This is a genomic window from Pseudocitrobacter faecalis (assembly GCF_965231525.1).
In the GTDB taxonomy this organism is placed as follows: Bacteria; Pseudomonadota; Gammaproteobacteria; order Enterobacterales; family Enterobacteriaceae; genus Pseudocitrobacter; species Pseudocitrobacter faecalis.
The window spans coordinates 63,323-81,910 of record NZ_CBDDNJ010000001.1 but is presented as its reverse complement, the minus strand read 5'-3'; the positions used below and the strand labels follow the sequence as shown (position 1 = coordinate 81,910).

The 18,588-nt window shown below is 48.8% G+C and carries 17 protein-coding genes and 2 pseudogenes; 10 read left to right on the top strand and 9 right to left on the bottom strand.

What is annotated here, in order from left to right:
- Nucleotides 1-109 precede the first annotated feature (109 nt).
- Nucleotides 110-463: a cation efflux system protein CusF gene (cusF, locus tag ACOXYR_RS00445; protein WP_202039873.1), complete on the bottom strand. Its 354-nt coding sequence runs from the start codon at nucleotides 461-463 to the stop codon at nucleotides 110-112.
- A 28-nt stretch (nucleotides 464-491) separates the two neighbouring features.
- On the bottom strand, nucleotides 492-1,877 hold the full coding sequence (gene silC / locus ACOXYR_RS00440; protein WP_241177199.1) for a Cu(+)/Ag(+) efflux RND transporter outer membrane channel SilC: 1,386 nt from the start codon (nucleotides 1,875-1,877) through the stop codon (nucleotides 492-494).
- A gap of 189 nt (nucleotides 1,878-2,066) precedes the next feature.
- Here silC and silR point away from each other — a divergent pair, with 189 nt between their 5' ends.
- The 4 genes from silR (at nucleotide 2,067) to copM (ending at nucleotide 5,392) form a co-directional block, all read left to right on the top strand.
- Nucleotides 2,067-2,747 (top strand): copper/silver response regulator transcription factor SilR, encoded by a 681-nt coding sequence (silR, locus tag ACOXYR_RS00435; protein ID WP_202039884.1) that lies wholly within the window; start codon nucleotides 2,067-2,069, stop codon nucleotides 2,745-2,747.
- Nucleotides 2,740-4,218, top strand: coding sequence for a Cu(+)/Ag(+) sensor histidine kinase (locus tag ACOXYR_RS00430; protein ID WP_415728475.1), 1,479 nt, complete (start codon nucleotides 2,740-2,742; stop codon nucleotides 4,216-4,218). Before silR ends, ACOXYR_RS00430 begins: the two co-directional genes overlap by 8 nt.
- A 237-nt stretch (nucleotides 4,219-4,455) precedes the next feature.
- Nucleotides 4,456-4,887 carry a silver-binding protein SilE gene (gene silE, locus ACOXYR_RS00425; protein WP_415728474.1) on the top strand — a complete coding sequence of 144 codons (432 nt, stop codon included), beginning with the start codon at nucleotides 4,456-4,458 and terminating at the stop codon, nucleotides 4,885-4,887.
- A 154-nt stretch (nucleotides 4,888-5,041) separates the two neighbouring features.
- The gene (copM, locus tag ACOXYR_RS00420) at nucleotides 5,042-5,392 is read left to right on the top strand and encodes a CopM family metallochaperone (RefSeq protein ID WP_415728473.1); all 351 of its coding nucleotides are present in this window, start codon (nucleotides 5,042-5,044) and stop codon (nucleotides 5,390-5,392) included.
- Nucleotides 5,393-5,855: 463 nt separating this feature from the next.
- Here the strand turns inward: copM and ACOXYR_RS00415 are convergent, their stop codons facing one another.
- The 5 genes from ACOXYR_RS00415 to vapB all read right to left on the bottom strand — a co-directional run bounded on the left by ACOXYR_RS00415 (nucleotide 5,856) and on the right by vapB (nucleotide 10,580).
- The gene (locus tag ACOXYR_RS00415; RefSeq protein WP_415728472.1) at nucleotides 5,856-6,755 is read right to left on the bottom strand and encodes an HNH endonuclease; all 900 of its coding nucleotides are present in this window, start codon (nucleotides 6,753-6,755) and stop codon (nucleotides 5,856-5,858) included.
- A gap of 544 nt (nucleotides 6,756-7,299) precedes the next feature.
- A complete protein-coding gene (locus ACOXYR_RS00410) occupies nucleotides 7,300-8,322 on the bottom strand; it encodes a DEAD/DEAH box helicase (RefSeq protein WP_415728471.1) in 1,023 nt (340 codons plus the stop codon).
- Complete coding sequence (locus tag ACOXYR_RS00405; RefSeq protein WP_415728470.1) at nucleotides 8,307-9,869, bottom strand: ATP-dependent nuclease; 1,563 nt, start codon at nucleotides 9,867-9,869, stop codon at nucleotides 8,307-8,309. Before ACOXYR_RS00405 ends, ACOXYR_RS00410 begins: the two co-directional genes overlap by 16 nt.
- 73 nt (nucleotides 9,870-9,942) lie before the next feature.
- Nucleotides 9,943-10,353, bottom strand: a complete 411-nt coding sequence (locus ACOXYR_RS00400; RefSeq protein WP_350437472.1) for a PIN domain-containing protein — start codon at nucleotides 10,351-10,353, stop codon at nucleotides 9,943-9,945.
- Nucleotides 10,350-10,580 carry a type II toxin-antitoxin system VapB family antitoxin gene (gene vapB / locus ACOXYR_RS00395; protein WP_201405677.1) on the bottom strand — a complete coding sequence of 77 codons (231 nt, stop codon included), beginning with the start codon at nucleotides 10,578-10,580 and terminating at the stop codon, nucleotides 10,350-10,352. Before vapB ends, ACOXYR_RS00400 begins: the two co-directional genes overlap by 4 nt.
- A 609-nt stretch (nucleotides 10,581-11,189) precedes the next feature.
- Between vapB and ACOXYR_RS00390 the strand changes: the two genes are divergently transcribed.
- The 4 genes and pseudogenes from ACOXYR_RS00390 to ACOXYR_RS00375 form a co-directional block, all read left to right on the top strand.
- Entirely contained in the window at nucleotides 11,190-11,492 is a 303-nt protein-coding gene (locus tag ACOXYR_RS00390) for a hypothetical protein (RefSeq protein WP_350437466.1), read from the top strand.
- 392 nt (nucleotides 11,493-11,884) lie between these two features.
- Entirely contained in the window at nucleotides 11,885-12,688 is an 804-nt protein-coding gene (locus ACOXYR_RS00385; protein WP_415728469.1) for a hypothetical protein, read from the top strand.
- 66 nt (nucleotides 12,689-12,754) lie between these two features.
- Nucleotides 12,755-13,534, top strand: coding sequence for a site-specific integrase (locus ACOXYR_RS00380; protein ID WP_415728467.1), 780 nt, complete (start codon nucleotides 12,755-12,757; stop codon nucleotides 13,532-13,534).
- 44 nt (nucleotides 13,535-13,578) lie between these two features.
- Nucleotides 13,579-13,925: pseudogene (locus ACOXYR_RS00375) on the top strand (tyrosine-type recombinase/integrase); the annotation flags it as partial.
- A gap of 295 nt (nucleotides 13,926-14,220) precedes the next feature.
- On the opposite strand, the gene ACOXYR_RS00370 reads toward ACOXYR_RS00375, so the two are convergent.
- Complete coding sequence (locus ACOXYR_RS00370) at nucleotides 14,221-15,210, bottom strand: RepB family plasmid replication initiator protein (protein WP_350437467.1); 990 nt, start codon at nucleotides 15,208-15,210, stop codon at nucleotides 14,221-14,223.
- An 826-nt stretch (nucleotides 15,211-16,036) separates the two neighbouring features.
- A pseudogene (locus ACOXYR_RS00365) lies at nucleotides 16,037-16,138 on the bottom strand (ISNCY family transposase); the annotation flags it as partial.
- A 226-nt stretch (nucleotides 16,139-16,364) separates the two neighbouring features.
- On the opposite strand from ACOXYR_RS00365, the gene ACOXYR_RS00360 reads away from it, so the two are divergent.
- Both ACOXYR_RS00360 and ACOXYR_RS00355 read left to right on the top strand, forming a co-directional pair.
- Nucleotides 16,365-17,570: an AAA family ATPase gene (locus ACOXYR_RS00360; protein WP_350437428.1), complete on the top strand. Its 1,206-nt coding sequence runs from the start codon at nucleotides 16,365-16,367 to the stop codon at nucleotides 17,568-17,570.
- A complete protein-coding gene (locus ACOXYR_RS00355; protein ID WP_415728466.1) occupies nucleotides 17,570-18,544 on the top strand; it encodes a ParB family protein in 975 nt (324 codons plus the stop codon). The genes ACOXYR_RS00360 and ACOXYR_RS00355 overlap by 1 nt, the downstream gene beginning before the upstream one ends.
- Nucleotides 18,545-18,588 lie beyond the last annotated feature (44 nt).

Genomic DNA, 18,588 nt, shown 5'->3' with positions numbered 1-18,588 from the left:
TTTCTCGCTGAAAAATCAAAACACCTGGCATATGTGCCCGATTATTCATTCACAGTAATCCCATAATGAATGTTCAGGCGCACTGGATGTATTCGCTCCGGACTGTTAATCAGGATTGCGTAACGTTAATGCTTTTGAGCAAGGAGATATTGCCCTGCTGAATAAATGAAAAATCAACATGGCTACCAATTTTCAGCGCTTTGATACTTACATCAGCATTAACAAAAGTGAAACGCATGGTCATTGCAGGCCAGCCCACTGCAGGGATGGCTTCGTGAGAAATAGTAATTTTTTTACTTTTTAGATCAATGTCTTTAACGACACCGGTGCCCTTGATAACCTGTTGTACCGAGGCATCACTGGCAGTGTTCATATCACCATGCTGATGTGCTTCAGCATGAAGGCCGGCAGAAAACATGACAGAGACAGCACCAAATAAAACGGCTTTAAGTGAGTTACGCATTTTTAATTTCCTGATTAATTGAATAAATTTACTCTACCCAACCGCCACCCAGTGCGGTGAACAGATTAATTTCGTTAACCTGTCGGGAATAGGTAAGGTCGAGAATGGCTTGCTGCGTAGTGAACAGCGAGCGCTCTGCATCCAGCACTTCGATGTAACTGACTGCACCACTTGAATATAATCCCCGGGCCCGCTGGAGGGTTATCTGAAGTGAATCAAGATAACGCTGCTGTGCCTCGAGTTGCTGGCTAAGACTATCGCGCAGTGCAAGCGTGTCGGAAACATCCTTAAAGGCCGACTGAATTTTTTGTTCGTAATTAACCACTGACTGTTGCTGGCGAATTTCAGCCAGCTTCAGATTGGCTTTGTTTCTGCCGGCATTGAAAATAGGAATTTCAATTTTAGGGATAAAATTCCACATTCCGCTTCCTGACGTAAAGAGGCTGGACAACTCCGTACTGCTTGCGGAAAGGCCACTGGTCAGGGTAATGGACGGGAAAAAGGCCGCTCGCGCTGCGCCAATATTGGCATCAGCCGCTTTTAGCTGGTATTCCGCTTCCATGATATCCGGGCGTTGTAGTAAAATTTGCGAGGACAGATTTGGTGGCAGTTTTACTGGGGCGATATCCCCGTCTTTCATCCCTTTTTCTGACGGAACTGCGCGGTACGTTCCCAGCACCAGTTGCAGGGCATTGTTTGCCTGAGCCAGATCGCCTTCTCGTTTGGCTATTTCGGCGCGGGTACTTTCGATTTGCCCCCTGGCTTGTTCAAGCGCCAGAACGTTCGTACTCCCGGTCACCAGTTGTTGCTCAACGAATGCATAAGACTGTTCATAATTTTTCAGCGTTTCCCGCGCAATACGGAGTTGTTCGTACGCCAGTTGCTGGCTGAAATAGCTCTGTGAAACGTTGGAGACCAGCAGGATGTGTACGGCACGACGGGCTTCTTCGCTGGCAAAGTAGTTCTGGCGATCAGCCTCACTCATGTTCTTAAGTTTGCCAAAAAAATCGAGCTCATAGCTGAGCTCCAGACCTGCGTCGTACTCCTGTGTGGTCGGCTTGTCACCTTTCAGACCACCGCTGTATGTGATCCCGGATGAGGCATTCAGTTGGGGATAACGATCTGCATCCGTGACGTTGAACTGGGCCCGGGCCTCTTCAACCTTCAGGGCAGCCATTCTCAAATCACGGTTATTATTCAGGGCTTCACCGATCAGCCTGCTGACCTGGGGATCGACAAAAAAGTTTCGCCAGCCCGTATCCTGATAGCTGTTTACCGCAGGCGTCAGACTGTTTTTAGACAATGAAAACTGCTGGGGAACCGGAGCTGGCGGACGCTGATATTCAGGTGCCAGAGAAACACAACCTGCCAGGATGAATATGGTACTGATGCTAAGTAATTTTAATTTGAACATAACGCTTCTCGTACAGGCAGACCTGGTAAATGGTTCAAACGAAGTCCAGAGTATTGATAGGGATACTTTACCGAACGCTCTCTGTTTGCCGGGTGACAGGATAATGACAATGTTGTCATTTTTGCTGTAATCCGTTGATAACGATCGTGGGCGCAATAAAATGACATTAGCAGCCAGCCGGGGAGCATGATGAAAATATTAATCGTTGAAGACGAAATTAAAACAGGTGAATATCTCAGCAAGGGGCTGACAGAGGCGGGGTTCGTCGTGGATCACGCTGATAATGGTCTGACCGGATATCATCTTGCCATGACAGCCGAGTATGATTTAGTCATCCTGGATATCATGCTGCCTGATGTAAACGGCTGGGATATCATCCGTATGCTGCGCAGTGCCGGAAAGGGGATGCCGGTATTACTGCTGACGGCCCTTGGCACGATTGAACACAGGGTCAAAGGACTTGAGCTGGGTGCGGATGATTATCTGGTGAAGCCCTTTGCGTTTGCTGAACTGCTCGCCCGGGTAAGAACCCTCCTCAGGCGGGGAAACACGATGATCACGGAAAGCCAGCTTAAAGTGGCTGACCTCTCGGTTGATCTCGTATCCAGAAAAGTCAGCCGCGGCGGGAACCGCATTGTGCTCACCAGTAAAGAGTTCAGCCTGCTGGAATTCTTCATTCGCCATCAGGGAGAAGTGTTACCCCGCTCCCTGATTGCCTCCCAGGTCTGGGACATGAATTTTGACAGCGACACTAACGCGATTGATGTCGCAGTAAAGCGACTCCGCGCTAAAATTGACAACGATTACGAGACAAAACTGATCCAGACAGTGCGGGGCGTGGGCTACATGCTGGAGATCCCGGATGCATAGCAAACCGTCCAGACGACCTTTCTCACTCGCTCTGCGGCTGACCTTTTTTATCAGCCTGTCCACAATACTGGCGTTTATCGCCTTCACCTGGTTTATGCTGCATTCTGTTGATAAGCATTTTGCCGAGCAGGATGTCAGCGATCTGCAACAAATCAGCACCACACTAAACCGTATCCTGCAGTCTCCGGTTGATCCGGATGAAAAGAAAATAAGCAAAATAAAGGAATCGATCGCCAGCTACCGTAACGTTGCTCTTTTGCTACTTAATCCCCGGGGAGAGGTGCTGTACAGCTCTGTGCAGGGGGCTGCTTTACGCTCTGCTGTGAATTCAGCCGATTTTAGCGAGCATAGCCGTGCACGTGATGTCTTTCTCTGGACGGTGGAGGATCCTGCGGGACCGATGGATACCGGGTCCGGAATGAAGATGGAAACATACAGAATTATCGCCTCCTCTGGTCAGGCGATATTTCAGGGCAAACAGCAGAACTATGTCATGCTGACTGGCCTCTCCATTAATTTCCATCTCCATTACCTCGATGCGCTGAAAAAGAATCTGATTGTAATTGCTGCCGTGATAAGCCTGCTGATTATTCTGATCATTCGAATTGCTGTCCGCCAGGGGCATCTGCCCCTTCGCAATGTCAGCAATGTCATCAAAAATATCACTTCCGAGAATCTCGATGCGCGGCTGGAGCCGGCCCGCGTACCTATTGAGCTGGAGCAGCTGGTTATCTCGTTCAACCATATGATTGGGAAGATTGAAGATGTCTTTACCCGTCAGGCCAATTTCTCTGCCGATATTGCGCACGAAATCAGAACGCCCATTACTAACCTGGTGACGCAAACGGAAATCGCACTGAGTCAGAACCGATCGCAGAAGGAACTCGAGGATGTTCTCTATTCCAGTCTTGAAGAGTACAACCGGATGACCAAAATGGTCAGCGATATGCTGTTCCTGGCGCAGGCAGACAATAACCAGCTGATCCCTGAACGGGTTATGTTTGATTTGAGTGCCGAAGTCATGAAGGTCTTTGATTTCTTTGAAGCCTGGGCGGAGGAGCGCAATATCACGCTGAAGTTTTATGGCAACCCCTGTCTGGTCGAGGGTGATCCTCAGATGTTCAGAAGAGCTATCAGCAATCTTCTGTCCAATGCCCTGCGCTATACGCCGGAGGCACAGGCAATCACTGTTTCAGTAAGAGAACAGGAAAGTTGCTTTTATCTTATGGTAGAAAATCCGGGAAAACCCATCCCGGAGGAACATTTACCACGGCTGTTTGATCGTTTTTACCGGGTGGACCCTTCCAGACAACGAAAAGGTGAAGGCAGCGGCATCGGTCTTGCGATTGTGAAGTCAATTGTGGAAGCCCATCATGGTAAGGTAAACGTGGAATCGGATATACGCTCGACACGGTTCATTTTATCCGTGCCAAGACTGGATAAAATGAATCAGGTCGCTCAAAAAAGATAATATGACAAAGATGTCATCAGCCTGTCATGCAGCAAACAGAAGGCATTCGATATAATTAGTGCAACTTAACAGGGAGGCTGGATTGCTTCATCAATACCCGGCGTCAGAGTACACCAGGAACTGAATATCCAGTCCCCTCCCGGAGAAATAAACACTGCCGAGCCTGTTTCAGTTATGGAACTGAAAACACCGGTTGTACTCCCCCGGACATCACTAATTAAGAAATGGAGAGTTATCATGAAAAATATCGTATTAGCATCCTTGCTGGGCTTTGGCTTAATTTCTTCGGCCTGGGCCACTGAAACCGTAGATATTCATGAGAGAGTCAACAATGCACAGGCTCCTGCTCATCAGATGCAATCTATCTCTGCGCCTGCTGAGATCCAGGGTATCGCCCCAAGTATGGCTGGTATGGATCAGCATGAGCAGGCTATTATTGCTCATGAAACCATGACTAACGGATCAGCCGATGCTCATCAGAAAATGGTAGAAAGCCACCAGAAGATGATGGGAAGTAACATCGTGACTCTTACCAGGTCGTCAACGTCGTACGCATCGTTGGATGAGCATGAAAGAGCAGCAGTGGCCCATGAATTCATGAATAATGGTCAGTCCGGTCCTCATCAGGACATGGCCGAAGCGCATCGTCGCATGGTCAATGCAGGCTGAATGTGACTGTGATACCTGTGCGTTTACCCTTTCCTTGGATTATTCCTTAACCGGAATATATTGTTATGTTGCTGTATTTTTGCCCCCTGCAGGGGGGCTTTTTTATCAGATTCTGCTACAGTTAACGAGTAGTAACGTGAAAAGGAAATTTTTTATGAAAGCCAGAAACGCTTTATTTACAGTATTAATGTTATCCCTGCCAGCGATTTCAGCAGAACATTCAGGGATGGAAATGACTGATATGTCCAAATCAGCTTCTTCACAGGAATATATGGCCGGCATGAGCGATATGCATAACAAAATGATGGCCGCAGTTAATGAATCCGATCCCGACAAGGCTTTTGCGAAAGGCATGGTAGCACACCATGAAGGGGCAATTGCAATGGCTGAGACCGAACTAAAATACGGTAAAAATCCAGAAATGAGAAAGCTCGCACAGAACATCATTAAAGCTCAAAAAGGAGAAATTGAGCAGATGAATAAATGGCTTGATAGTCAAAAATAAAGATTGCAAAAACGTCGCAATAAGAGTAAATTTAACTCACTCCCTAACACGGGAGCCAGATAATCGTTAAATAATTAAAACCCGATTAATTTCGGGTTTTTTATTTTTACGCAACAAAATATTAATCCTCCGGATACAGTCCGTCAACAATGACATTGTTTGGGTATATATCCTTAGCTCACTGCCATCTGTATCCAGCTACGAGGTGAATGGCAAATGGATGTCCGTTGCATACCCCCCCTGAATGAGAGGTTCGTGCCATATGTCCGCGCTGTACAACAGTGCACATACGCCGTAATGATTGATCTAATAAGGATTAGAGACAGCATCTGGCGGGACCGGGAAGAAAGGTACTGTCTCTCATAAGATAGACTGAATCACACGAATAATTTGTTGGCCGGAATATTGGCGTACATCTCTGCAAGTAAGATAAAGCATTACCCTTTAACGACATTCGCCAGTTCTATCCCTTATAATAACGAATCAAATCCTCCAGTGATATATTGATAGCTACCTGTTTTAATAACTCCTTTCTCTCGTTATATATTTTTTCCAGCATTTCTTCATATCCATGGCCGAGGTGAATTTGTTTATGACAATTACAACACAGAGATATTATATTTTCTTCGACGTCAAGCGAATTATCAAAGTCATCCTGCCTGGACATAGGTACAATATGATGTGGTTCAGTGTAATTCAGAGGAGAGTTACGTCTTTTGAAGGTTGGGTGCTGGCTATCGACTTCACATTTGTAACCTGCTTTATTCAGTGCATTTTTGGACACCCCTTTATTCCTTGGATACGAAAAGCCATTTTTGACTTCTATTGCATTTTTCTTTGGTTTAGCTTCTCCTGTATATTCAAATACCTGGGTGGCATCAAAGTTATTGTGTTCATTCATAGCATTGATTAATTCATTGTCAGAGTAAAATTCATTATTTGTTGTTTCTGCTTCATCAAAAAAATTCAGTTCTTTAATTGCCTGAACCAGTTCATCACGAATTGTCCATAAGTATCTTTTTGGTTTTTCACCGTTTTCTTTACTTTTCATGACTGTAATGAATTTTGTTCCGGGGGCTATATTGCCGATCCCTATAACTTCGAATCTGCCAAGCTCTTTTTGAACTCTACCACCTAGTCCGTTAATAACACCATTAGCACTCATACTGTGCTGGTCGTACTTTTTTCCTATATCGAAACATGTGCAGGAATGATTTGGTTCAATATACCATTTTTTTAACGCCTCAATACTTTTAGAGTCAAAAACCTTTTCGTTCAGTAATAGAGCTTTCCATTCTCCCACACTTATATCAATGTCGCAAACGTACTCCCCGTCAATTACCTGGCAAATTTTATAGATCACGATCCCCCCCCTGCAATAAAAAAATCATTACAATACACAGTCCGTTACCCGGTATGAGTGCAGTCAGGTAACATCTGCAGTATGCCATATTTTCAGCTCTGGTAAATCAGAAAAACCATTGTCATGGCATCTCAAATTAAATTATTTCTGAAATTACTAAACTTCAGCATCCATCACCGACTATACCATGTTTTCTGTCTGGCCCAGATATAATGGACAGTTAATTTCGCTCATTATCCGCGATGATGAAATAGTCTCCGGTCAACAAAACCGTTCAATGTTTTCAATGACCTGCACTTTTAACTGAACAAGTGAAAAACCATTCAGAACTTAAAATGTTAACAATAATTTCATGCTGGCGTGTATGCCACATTATTCACATTTTGCGAATGAAAATAACTGGCATAACTGAATTTAATGATAATGTTACATATTGTCAGCCAGGTTCCGGAAAGCGAGAACCGGAACCGCACCTGTCCAGCCGGTATTTCCGTCGATGACCCTCGCTTTTTACTGATTTGTGCCCGACTGAGAAATCGGTAACTCAGTTTCGGAATCGGCGCAGATGAGTTTCCGGAACAAAATAAATGTTGCCGCGCGCCCGTGAGCATGCCACGTACAGCCTGTTACGGGACGACGGTGGAAGGGCTGCCAGTTCCTGACGGGTCAGAAGCTTCCAGTGGGCGGGCCCCATCACAATGCAGACATCCTGAAAGTGATCGAGCCCTTTGCTGACGCCCCAGTTCATGGAATAGCAGCCGTAACGGTGATGTTCACGATAGAAGAGCTTAATCACCGTATTATCGGCGTGCAGGGTGGCTGTGCGCTCTGCATCTGTGATCGTTTCAATCAGGGTGGCATGTATCCCATGGGCAGCGATACGGATGTTCAGTTGCCCGGTGATAAACTCGCACACCGAAGCCGAGCAACGCCATGTTCGGTTGAGCGTGTTGCGGTCAACCATGAAACCTGCTGCGGCGAAGCGGGCCTCATATCGCGTAATGTCATCGTGCAGCGTTGAATTAACGTTGCCGTCACGGCTTGTATCAAAGGTATGCTGATAAAAATCACCGCAACACAGCACAGTGATTTCCGCACGGCAGAGCTCCAGCAGAAAATCAAAGTCATGTCCGGCAAAGTCCTGGACTTCATCGACAAGCAGTTCATCGTAGTAACGGGCAAGCCGGGTACGGATATCCGGCAGCAGCCCCCGGGCTGTCAGCAAGTGTGCGAGCCTCCGGTGATATAGCCGTCCGGCGGGATCCTGATAATGCCGGGCATTCGTGCGCGGTATTCCGGGAGGGGGTCGGTCGAAGCTCAGGCCACGCGATGCCAGCCGCTCCTGCAGGAAAGGCCGGAAGCAAAAACCGTGCAGAAACTCAAACCAGGTCATCACCCTGATCCCGTCCGGGATAAAGCCAAAACGTCTGATAATCTGCGCCCGCAGATGCGCTTCATTATTCACGGTGAAGGTCAGGATCAGCGTTCTCCGGTCCTCACTCAACCGCCGTATCAGCAGCGTGGTCTTGCCCGAGCCGGCAACCGCAAATATCACTCTCTTATCCATGCCAGTGCCTCCTGAATATAATCAGGTACCGTCAGCTCTTCGGCGTGCAGCTGTAACAGCCGGAATGCTGCTTCTGCCTTATTGGCCAGCATGTATTCCTGCACCGTGAGTGTTCGGCGGGTTCCGCGGAAAAGCGCGTCACACAGAGCAGCGTTATCCTGATACAGGCAGATTTCAAATGTGGATCGGGTGTTGTCGCGATCAGCAAATACCCGGGTGCGGGAACACAGCACGTCAGCATAGCGTTCATCGCAGTTTTGCTGATAGTTTCCGTCATTATCACGAAGAGCCGCGACGCGATTTTCCAGAAGACGGGCCAGTTCAAGATAACGACGGAAACTCGTTCCGCCGATAGCGATGATGTGAACCCCGTCATCCTCCGGCGCCCTGCCATACAGGCGGCGATAAAAGGCCTCAATCAGAATAAACTCAGCATCCCCCTCCACGAGCAGTACACGTCTGGCCAGCGCAAATTCCAGCACGTTATTATCCGGTGCTTTCATGAAGAAGGCGGCAGTCTCAGCGGAAAGTTCATTCATCAGTACCGGCCGGGTAGATCCGAGGAGGATTGCCTTACGTAGATCGAGGCGGGAGGAGATATGGCTGCTGTGTGTGGCAATAAACACCTGCGTCTGCCGTTCAGTGGCAAGCTGATTAACCAGTCTCTTCATACTGACATGGCTGAGATGATTCTCCGGCTCCTCAAGCAACAGTGCGTGAAGCTCTCCCTGCTGCTGATGCCGCTGCAGCGCAAACTCTGTTTTGATGAAGCACTGCCTTCCTTTTCCACGGTGACGAATGGAAATACCGTCCTCGGTAATGTCCAGATTCGCCTCAAGACCTGATTTAGCACCGGAACGCACGCCAAACTGATACGTTTCCAGCGTGTCGTTTATGGCTGACAGATGCCGGGTGCAGAAGAGCATTTTCTGTTGCCGGTAACTGTTTTCAAGCCGGTAACGATCGGCCACCGGCACATTGACGCTGTAAACTGTGCGTGTATATTCCTGTGCGGCGTGCTCGTTATCGATGCGTGCACTGTCTAACAGCAGATGGCGCAGATAGCGTCTGAAGCCGGCGAAATGACCACCGGAGAAGGTGCTGAACCGCACGGAATAGTATTCATAGGGAAAATTATCGGGATCCTGCTGTAGTACATTGTGAATATCCTGACCGTATTCCTCCGTCATTGGTGCAATGCGCATTCTGAGTCCATCCGCATCGATACCCGCCAGATTTTGCCTGCCGTTCAGGTCAGGATCTCCCCCATTACTCAGGAAAACGTCAGCTGTCAGCACGGGTAACAGCTCGGCGCGGCGCTCACCTTCCTGAAAATGCCTGACTGCTGCCTGGGACAGGAGCGATTCCACACCCAATGCCTCGACCCGGTGCCTGCTGTCGGTCAGCACAAGGTCAAGGGCCAGCAGAATAGTGCTTTTCCCGGACTCGTTGTCACCGACCAGAATGTTACGGTCATGAGTGAAGCGCAGATCCAGTTCCGGAAACTTTTTAAAGTTTTGCAGCATAAGCCGCGTGATCAGAGGCATCTTTTATTCCTTTATATACCGCTGACAGAAAGAGTGTCCGGCAGCGCCAGACCGCCTGTTTTGTATTACAGCGTTATCTTACCCAGTCTTCCAGCACAAGACCCGGCACCCGCTCAAATTCCCGCACATTATTCGTCACCAGCACGGCACCGGCGGCGATGGCATGCCCGGCAATCGCCGTGTCGTTCGGACCGATCGGCGTGCCGGCGAGGCGCAGCGCCACTTTCAGCTCCGTGGTTGCATCCACCGCAGCGCGATCCCAGGGCAGGACAGCATCGAGGCGGGCAGCGAATGCGTCAGCCAGCTTCTGTGCGGCTGGTCCTGCTTCCTGTGATGCCAGTGAAACTTCGGCCCAGGTGATGGCCGAGACAACGATGCGCTGGCCGCGCAGCACCGCCTGCTCAAGGCGCTTCAGGACAGCTTCCGGCTGCTCGCGCATGATGAATGAGCAGATGTTGGTGTCGAGCATATACATTTTGTTCACAGGTTAACCCGTCCTTCGTCGCTGACAACGTCCCCGCGCTCCGCCATAAAGTCCGGGTCAGCTTTTTCGAGCTGCGCGAACGAGCCCCAGGTCGGCCGGACGGGACGCAGAATAATGCTGTCCCCTTCCCTCACGATCTCCAGCTCGCTCACCCCCTCAAAATCCAGATCGCGGGGCAGGCGGATGGCGCGGTTGTTGCCGTTTTTGAAAATGGATACGGTTCTCATGATTTTTTCCCGGGTAAGTATTGATATGTGATGCATATCCGGAATGAGGTTCATTGCACCGGGTGCATGCATATGCTCAGTATATGCAGACGTTCAGTGTATGTATAGGTGCAACATATACAGATGGTGAACATATGCGTATGCCATACCTATGCAGATGCCAGGCATATGGATATGCTTTGCATATCCTTTTTTCTCTCTTTTACACTGAGATCCGAAAAAAGCATGTTCCGGATCTCTCTTCCGCTCACCAGTGCGCAATGCACCTGAAACACAAGATGCGCCACTCTTTCAGCTGCTATTTATTCTACATGTTGTGTTTACGCCGTGGTTCGTGACCGGGCGCGCAGCACCGGAAAACAGCGCTTCGCTTATTCCATGACCGTGGTACACTTCCGAAAAGTCGTGAATATGCAGAAAATCGGATCATGACGAAAAGGGCATTCGGTAATTTAATGCCGTGGTTATATGGCTGCTTATTATCAGCCTGAAAATGATGACGGCAGGGAAAATCCTCAGGCGTGACATTCAGGCGTGTGAGCAGGGAATGATTCTGCATAGTGATTATTTCCATGAGTATCTCTTCAAATGCTTCAGGAGGATCTTTGAATGCAGGTATCGAAATACATAACAGCTGACGTGTTAATTCAGGAACTCCATGATGAAGGACACGATGTCATCTATGAGCGAATTACTGAATATCCGGTTCTGAAAGGGGTCGCCCAGATCCCACCGGCAAAACATTTACTCACTCAGGAAGGATACGTCGTCGGGATCTTCGTTGAACCTATGGGAGGATGGCGCCGGCGTGAAAGCGATGACTGCGTCAGTGATGACCCTGGTATTGAAGACAACCCTTTCAAGGTGAAGCACGATGTTAATGCGTCCCGGAAAATAATCCGACGCCTGTAGGAAGACGCTTTCAGCAAGGCGGGATTTCTCAACGATTTAAGGAAGCAAAAAATGGGAATGTTTGACGCAGTCACTTTTCACTACCGTGATGCGGGACGGCGAAACAGAATCTGAATACCAGACTAAAGACTTGGACTGTGAATGTGCATTTTACGAGATCTCAGCCGAGGGGCGTCTGCTCCGCTGGCCGGAGAACGCCGAGGAACTGGCCGAGACCGGGTTTGACGGGGGCATCACTGTCTGCGCCCGTCAGTGGTATCACCTGTACTTACCCACGGACAGCTGGAATGGATCGAGGTGTGCTCGCAGAACAATAAGCGGTATCCCTTTTAACCCGCTAATGCTCTCTCGGAGCTGGGCTGAAGATATTTACCATAAAAGGACCATATAAGGTGGATCTACCAAAATTTGATGAAGCCAATAATGCCTGGCTGCTGACCCTGCCTGAGAGCCGCACAGGTGGTCGATATCAGCCAGCATGCAGAGTGGTCGTCATCAGAACCCTGAAGGAAACCTACTCTCCTGCCAGTGGCAGTCTTGACGTGAAAAGAAAACTGGCTGGCCGCACATGCACTCTTTCCCTGTACTGGAACGGGGGAGGCTGGCATCAGGAGCCTCAATACAAAGCGGAGTGGACTGTAAATATATGGGATGGCACGACCGAACTGGACCTGACGAATTCGGATTTTATGCTTGACTACAATTTGCGGGGACGAGGACTTGGCTCCTGGATCATGATACAGCTGATTTCCTGGGCAAAGACGCTTCCGGCTGATACCCCCGTGAAACGTATCCGTACATCTCCTGTCGATGAAGATGACAGGGAAAATATGCTTCGTCGGGATCGCTTCTGGAACGGTATCGGATTCAGGTTCGAACCAGCCGGAAGACTATCCATCCCCTTAACCGTAGGCGAGCTTCAGTACCCTAAAGGTCTTCATTGTCACCTTATCGCTGTGCCTTTGCATAAGGGAGTTGATGAGCTACACCGTCTGTGTGAGAGCCAGAAGCTGGAAATTGATAGACTGAAATCCAGTCAGTCATATCAGGCAAAACAAATCCGGTATCTGACCGAACGTCAGTGGGACGTATTACTGATAAAATTCATATGCTTCATTATTTTCTCTCCCATTTTTATTCCCTGCTGGCTCTACAGCAAACTGAAACAAAGCCGTGAGACACCCCATGAAAAATGATCTGCCCGGAAGTCTGAAGGCTCAGCATCCCAGGAAACAATACCTGTCCACTGAGGACAGGAAACAATGATGCCGGCAATACCAGGTCAGGGAGTTTCGTTTTCTGCCGCGCAGCTGCCGGTGGCCATCGACTACCCGGCCGCACTAGCCCTGCGACAGATGGCTCTGGTTCAGGATGAACTGCCAAAATATCTGCTGGCGCCGGAAGTGAGCGCCCTGCTCCACTATGTCCCCGATCTCCACCGCAAGATGCTGCTGGCAACCCTCTGGAACACCGGCGCGCGCATTAACGAGGCGCTGGCGCTGACCCGGGGTGATTTTTCCCTGGCGCCGCCCTACCCGTTCGTGCAGCTGGCCACCCTCAAGCAGCGGGCGGAGAAAGCGGCCCGAACGGCCGGCCGCTCGCCTGCCGGCAGTCAGACGCATCGCCTGGTTCCGCTTTCCGATGCGAACTATGTCAGCCAGCTGGAGATGATGGTGGCCACGCTGAAAATACCTCTTGAACGACGTAATAAGCGGACCGGCAGAACCGAAAAAGCACGCATCTGGGAGATCACCGACCGGACCGTCCGCACCTGGCTCAGCGAAGCGGTTGAAGCGGCAGCGGCCGACGGGGTGACGTTCTCCGTACCGGTGACACCACACACGTTCCGCCATTCCTACGCCATGCACATGCTGTACGCCGGTATACCACTGAAGGTGCTGCAGAGTCTGATGGGACACAAGAGCATCAGCTCGACGGAGGTGTATACGAAGGTGTTTGCCCTGGATGTGGCAGCACGGCACCGGGTGCAGTTCCAGATGTCTGAGAGCGATGCGGTCGCGATGCTGAAAGGAAATGGATAGGTGCTATAACGAATTCGGTTTCTTCGCTTTTTTGCTCGGCCCCGTTTATCTTGGCCACGCGGCCCAACCGATTTGAGCCGCTGTGGCCGTCACTGATGAAACCATGCGCAAGTGGCTGAAGCAAACGGTGAAGCGGGCCGGAGCAGACAGTGTATATTTTTCCATTTCGGTCACGCCGCATATGTTCCGCCACAGCTATACCATGCACACGCTCTATCACCGGCGGTCCAGGATAGTCATTCAGGTCTCGCCGGGCATAAGGAGCCGCGTTCGATGGAAGTTTATACGTGGGTGCTTGCGCTGGACCCAGTTGCCACGCTGGCCGAGCCGTTTAGCCGGTACGGGCGTGATGCCCGCTGAGATTTTACAGACACTGCCGCTGCTGAAATGACATTACTGCTTTCCACAATTTACATAAGCTATGGAGAGCAGAATGCCCACAACATAAACTGCAGTAAGCAACATAAGCTACAGTGAGTATTATCATCCTGAAAAAAGCCTGCTGTTGCGAGCCAATAATAATTCTCAGACCGAAGATAAGAGCTTTCAGTCAAGCGGTACAAACGTACTGACAGGAGACGCCTCGCCACAGCTTATATAAACTATAATGAGCAGGGTACTCTCCGGAGCCATTAATATAAGCTGTGGTGTGTAGCAACAATAAAATTACTCATTACAGCTTATGTTCAGGATGTTTTGAACAACTTCTCCAGATCAGCAAGCGTGATCCCCAGCTTTTCTAGGACAGCCAGTTTTTCAGCCATTTCCGGACTGACATCCCGCTTCGCCGCTGGCAGCTGCGGGTTTTCTGCACTTTCATCGTTAGGTGCCTTCAGCTTGGGACGCCGGTAGTGGATACAGAAAAGCTTTGTCCGGCCGCGCTGGATCTCGGTGTAATCCAGGTATCCTATGTCACGCAGCTGCTCCATGGCACGCCTTACCGTTTGGTTCTGAGAAAAGACCGGAGATTTCAGATTCAGTCGGGCTCGGAGGCGCGACAACGAGATAGGAGCCGGATCCCGCGGAAGACTCTCAATAAAAGTGTAGAGTGCCTGAGCTGATTCCCTGCGCTTCAGGGCATTGATAGCCTTGAGTTGCAGAAGTACTTTGCGGTCAAACTGATAAAGTTCAAATAAACGCGGATCTGCCTGTAACTGAACCACGTCTTTCTCTGTATCGTAGTAGGCAGACTGGACCAGGTGCGTGATGTATTCTTTGGTGTGCTTCTCGGTAGTGCGGGAAAAGGAAATCACGGTACCCGCAATGCGTTTAAGCGATGGACTAATGCGCTCCCGAAGTTTGCGGGACGACTGGCTTGAAGGGATACCACACAGTTTAGCGAACTCGACGAACGGAAGTTCCACTTTATCCCCAATAACCTTATGCCGGGAAAAGGAATGGACGATCCCGACCCAGGTCTTGAAATCGTTATCCATATCAAGCCGTGGGCCGGTGATCTCGACCTTATCAAAGCCTTCAGCTCTGGCAAGAGAAAGCCGCGTCAGCTCTTCAGTAGCATCCGTACGGGAAAGCGTATTCTTTTTACTGTTTTTCAGAGATTTGAGCGTGGGAACGAAAACACCAAGCCGCATCAGTGCCACAGGCTGGACCGTATTACTTCCATTGGGCGTGAGGTTAACTATTTCGCCGGAGGATTTATCCACCTCTTCAAACAGTTTTTTTATGTCCAGATTGTCCTTGTCCAGATAGCCTCCGGGCGGTGGGAAAGTAAAGAATAAGAATGCTGATTGCTAACCTGTAATAGCCGTAAGGCCTGGTACAAGCAGCTTCATGTTATACACAACCCAGGGTGTGTTTCTGGGCTTCATACTTACTATAGTTTATGTAGCTGACTCATCACAGTATATCCTTTACATGATACAGCTTATTGTATACCAGTTACAGCTTATGATTATCCTTCTATAGCTTATGCGATCATCCCCCAGGAACAGAGCTGACAGGGCCTGCAGCGATCTGGGGATCTTCTTTGGATCTTAAAGGGATCGCTTTAAGGATCTTATTGCTGGATCGAAGAACTGTATATGTGGATAACCCACTGATGTAAAATCGTTAAGATATGCGATTTCAGTGATCAAACACTGGCGCGTACCTGCTCATTTTAGCAATGATGATATTGCGCTTCCTCGCCCGTTCGCTCGCGTTGCTCGGTCACAAGGCTGCGGCGAGCACTACTTATATTCTGGCTGCAGCGTGACGCTGAAAAGATGAGCTGGCCAGCAGGAGTAATATTTTCTTTTGTTCCTTACGCGGGACAAAAACGAAAGATATGCACTTGAATCACCGTCTACTTAGAGAGAGGGAGGGAGGGGGCCGACCAGAATGCTTTGGCATTTAGTACAGGCAACGATAGCTGACAGCACATTTGAGGGGAGTGACGAAGCTGTTTAATCGCTGTTGCTGTCAGGCAGAGCCTGAGTCTGGTGTCTCCCTGCCCCACCAGTATTCGCTGATGGCCAGACAGGAAGTGCCATGAAAGGGTGATTAGTAGCGGATCTGCGCCAGGTCGTTTTCAGTCAGACCGGTCATTTTCATAACGGTATTGAAGTTAATGCCGTTCTGCAGCATGGTACGGGCAACTTCAAGTTTGGCGCGCCCGTCGAGCTTGTCCAAACCTTCTCCTGCTCAGATGCAAGCTCTGAACAGACTCACGGTTTGCGCTGTGGGTCAACAAAATGATTGTGGACGTAGTACTCTCTTCTCCATTTAATCTTCGGCGCCTCCTGTGAGAGTAAAATCAAAATATTATGAATTATTTCTTGCAACATGATTCTTTTTGTTCAAAATGACAAAAAACGTCATGAGGTGATAAATGGAAAATATTGAGCAGTTACGGAAAGTCGCCACACGTGCAGGTAAACTTCTGACATCCTTGAGCGAAAGTATCCGCCAGCAAAAAGAGGAATTGAAGCTTACCGAGTTCTATCAGGAATACAGCAAAGCCGCCCTATATAAGCTGCCTAAGCTCAGTAAAGGGAGTGTTGAGTATGCTGTGGCCGAAATGGAAGCCAGTGGCTACATTTTTAAAAAGAAACCTTCCGGCAATACGATGAAGTACGCGATGACGATTCAGAACGTTATCGATCTGTATTTCCATCGTAAAGTACCCAAGTACAGAGATCGCTTTGATAAAGCCTTCGCTATTTTTGTATGTAACCTTAAAGGTGGCGGTTCCAAGACAGTTTCTACCGCTTCATTATCCCATGCCTTTCGGGCTCATCCTCAGCTTCTGTTCGAAGATCTGCGTATTCTGGCCATCGATTTCGATCCGCAGGCATCTCTGACAATGTTCCTGAGCCATGAGAATTCAGTAGGCCTAGTTGAAAATACGGCTGCTCAGGCCATGCTCCAGAACGTGTCTCGTGAAGAATTACTGTCCGATTTCATCGTGCCGTCAATTATCCCGGGCGTTGATGTTATTCCTGCTTCCATTGACGATGCATTCCTTGCTGAAGGCTGGAAGGGATTGTGTGAGGAACATCTGCCTGGGCAAAATATTCATGCAGTGCTTAAAGAGAACATTATCGACAAGCTCCGGTATGACTACGACTTTATCTTCCTTGATAGTGGTCCTCACCTCGATGCGTTCCTGAAAAACTGCATCGGAGCGGCAGACTTGATGTTGACCCCTCTTCCACCGGCAACGGTTGATTTTCATTCTTCCCTGAAGTTTGTAGCCAGCCTTCCTGCGCTTATTGATTCGATCGAACAGGATGGACACACCTGCAATCTCATCGGAAATGTCGGTTTTATGTCTAAAATCCTGAACAAGTCTGATCATAAAATTTGCCATAGTCAGGCCAAAGAGGTATTCGGTGCCGATATGCTCGACATGGTTTTGCCGAGGCTGGATGGCTTCGAGCGCTGCGGGGAGACTTTTGACACAGTTATTTCCGCAAATCCAGCAACCTATGATGGAAGCACCGAGGCACTTAAAAGCGCAAAATCAGCAGCGGAAGACTTTGCGAAGGCCGTATTTGATCGCATTGAGTTCATTCGTACTAACGGAGGTATGTGATGTCGAATGAGAAAAGAAAAACCATTGGCAGACAGTTAAATACCCAGGCGTCAATGGTTGAGATGACTGACACCCAAAGAAGTCAGGTATTTACCCTAAAAACCGGTAGGAAGATAACGTTCAGGTTTTTTCGAGTACCTGCATCGGACGTTGAAAGTAAGACATTCGTAAACCAGGAAACCAACGGAAGAGATCAACTTGCTCTGACTAGGGAGTCTCTGAAATCTATTATCCAGACGATTAAGTTTCAGCAATTCTTCCCCTGTATTGGTATTCAGCAAGGTGAAAGGATTGAGATACTGGATGGTTCAAGACGGCGAGCCTCAGCGATTTATATCCGTACTGGCCTTGATGTAATGGTTACCGGTGAACTTTTATCAGCTGATGAAGCTCGCCAGCTGGCTAAAGATATCCAGACAGCTAAAGAGCATAACCTACGGGAGATCGGCTTAAGATTGATGGCTCTGAAAGAGTCTGGATTCAATCAAAAGGAAATTGCTGAACTGGAGGGGTTATCCCAGGCTAAGGTCACCAGGGCACTGCAGGCTGCAGCAGTACCGCAAGAATTGATTTCTCTGTTCCCGGTTCAGTCTGAGCTGTCGTTTAGTGACTATAAAATTCTGTTAGAGGTTAATGAAAAACTCAGTGAAAAGGGCTTAACGTCTGAAGGGCTCATTCAGTCTGTCTCAGGTCAGCACGATGCAATTTTGAGTGACTACGAGCGACCAGAAGACGAACAGAAAGCCAGTATACTGAAATTGATTTCTCAGGCCTCTCAGGCATTGATAGCTCCGCCTCCTAAGGAAAAGTCAGTAATTTCCGCACTCTGGACCTTTGAAGAAAAGGATAAGTTCGCGCGCAAGCGTGTGAAAGGGCGTACGCTGACTTATGAGTTTAGCCGTATGTCAAAAGTGGTTCAGGATGAACTGGACAAAGCTATCAACGAGGTACTTGATAGAAATTTGAGCCAATAATTTCGCCATGGCGATTTCACATCTAACTTATTGAAATTAAGTTA

Excerpts from the sequence above, each read along its gene's own strand:
- ACOXYR_RS00430 (WP_415728475.1), top strand. The coding sequence starts at position 2,740 with ATGCATAGCAAACCGTCCAGACGACCTTTCTCACTCGCTCTGCGGCTG.
- ACOXYR_RS00390 (WP_350437466.1), top strand. The coding sequence starts at position 11,190 with ATGCAGGTATCGAAATACATAACAGCTGACGTGTTAATTCAGGAACTC.
- cusF (WP_202039873.1), bottom strand. The coding sequence starts at position 463 with ATGCGTAACTCACTTAAAGCCGTTTTATTTGGTGCTGTCTCTGTCATG.
- ACOXYR_RS00410 (WP_415728471.1), bottom strand. The coding sequence starts at position 8,322 with ATGGATAAGAGAGTGATATTTGCGGTTGCCGGCTCGGGCAAGACCACG.
- ACOXYR_RS00380 (WP_415728467.1), top strand. The coding sequence starts at position 12,755 with ATGATGCCGGCAATACCAGGTCAGGGAGTTTCGTTTTCTGCCGCGCAG.
- vapB (WP_201405677.1), bottom strand. The coding sequence starts at position 10,580 with ATGAGAACCGTATCCATTTTCAAAAACGGCAACAACCGCGCCATCCGC.
- silC (WP_241177199.1), bottom strand. The coding sequence starts at position 1,877 with ATGTTCAAATTAAAATTACTTAGCATCAGTACCATATTCATCCTGGCA.
- ACOXYR_RS00355 (WP_415728466.1), top strand. The coding sequence starts at position 17,570 with ATGTCGAATGAGAAAAGAAAAACCATTGGCAGACAGTTAAATACCCAG.
- silE (WP_415728474.1), top strand. The coding sequence starts at position 4,456 with ATGAAAAATATCGTATTAGCATCCTTGCTGGGCTTTGGCTTAATTTCT.
- ACOXYR_RS00405 (WP_415728470.1), bottom strand. The coding sequence starts at position 9,869 with ATGCCTCTGATCACGCGGCTTATGCTGCAAAACTTTAAAAAGTTTCCG.
- ACOXYR_RS00360 (WP_350437428.1), top strand. The coding sequence starts at position 16,365 with ATGGAAAATATTGAGCAGTTACGGAAAGTCGCCACACGTGCAGGTAAA.
- silR (WP_202039884.1), top strand. The coding sequence starts at position 2,067 with ATGAAAATATTAATCGTTGAAGACGAAATTAAAACAGGTGAATATCTC.
- copM (WP_415728473.1), top strand. The coding sequence starts at position 5,042 with ATGAAAGCCAGAAACGCTTTATTTACAGTATTAATGTTATCCCTGCCA.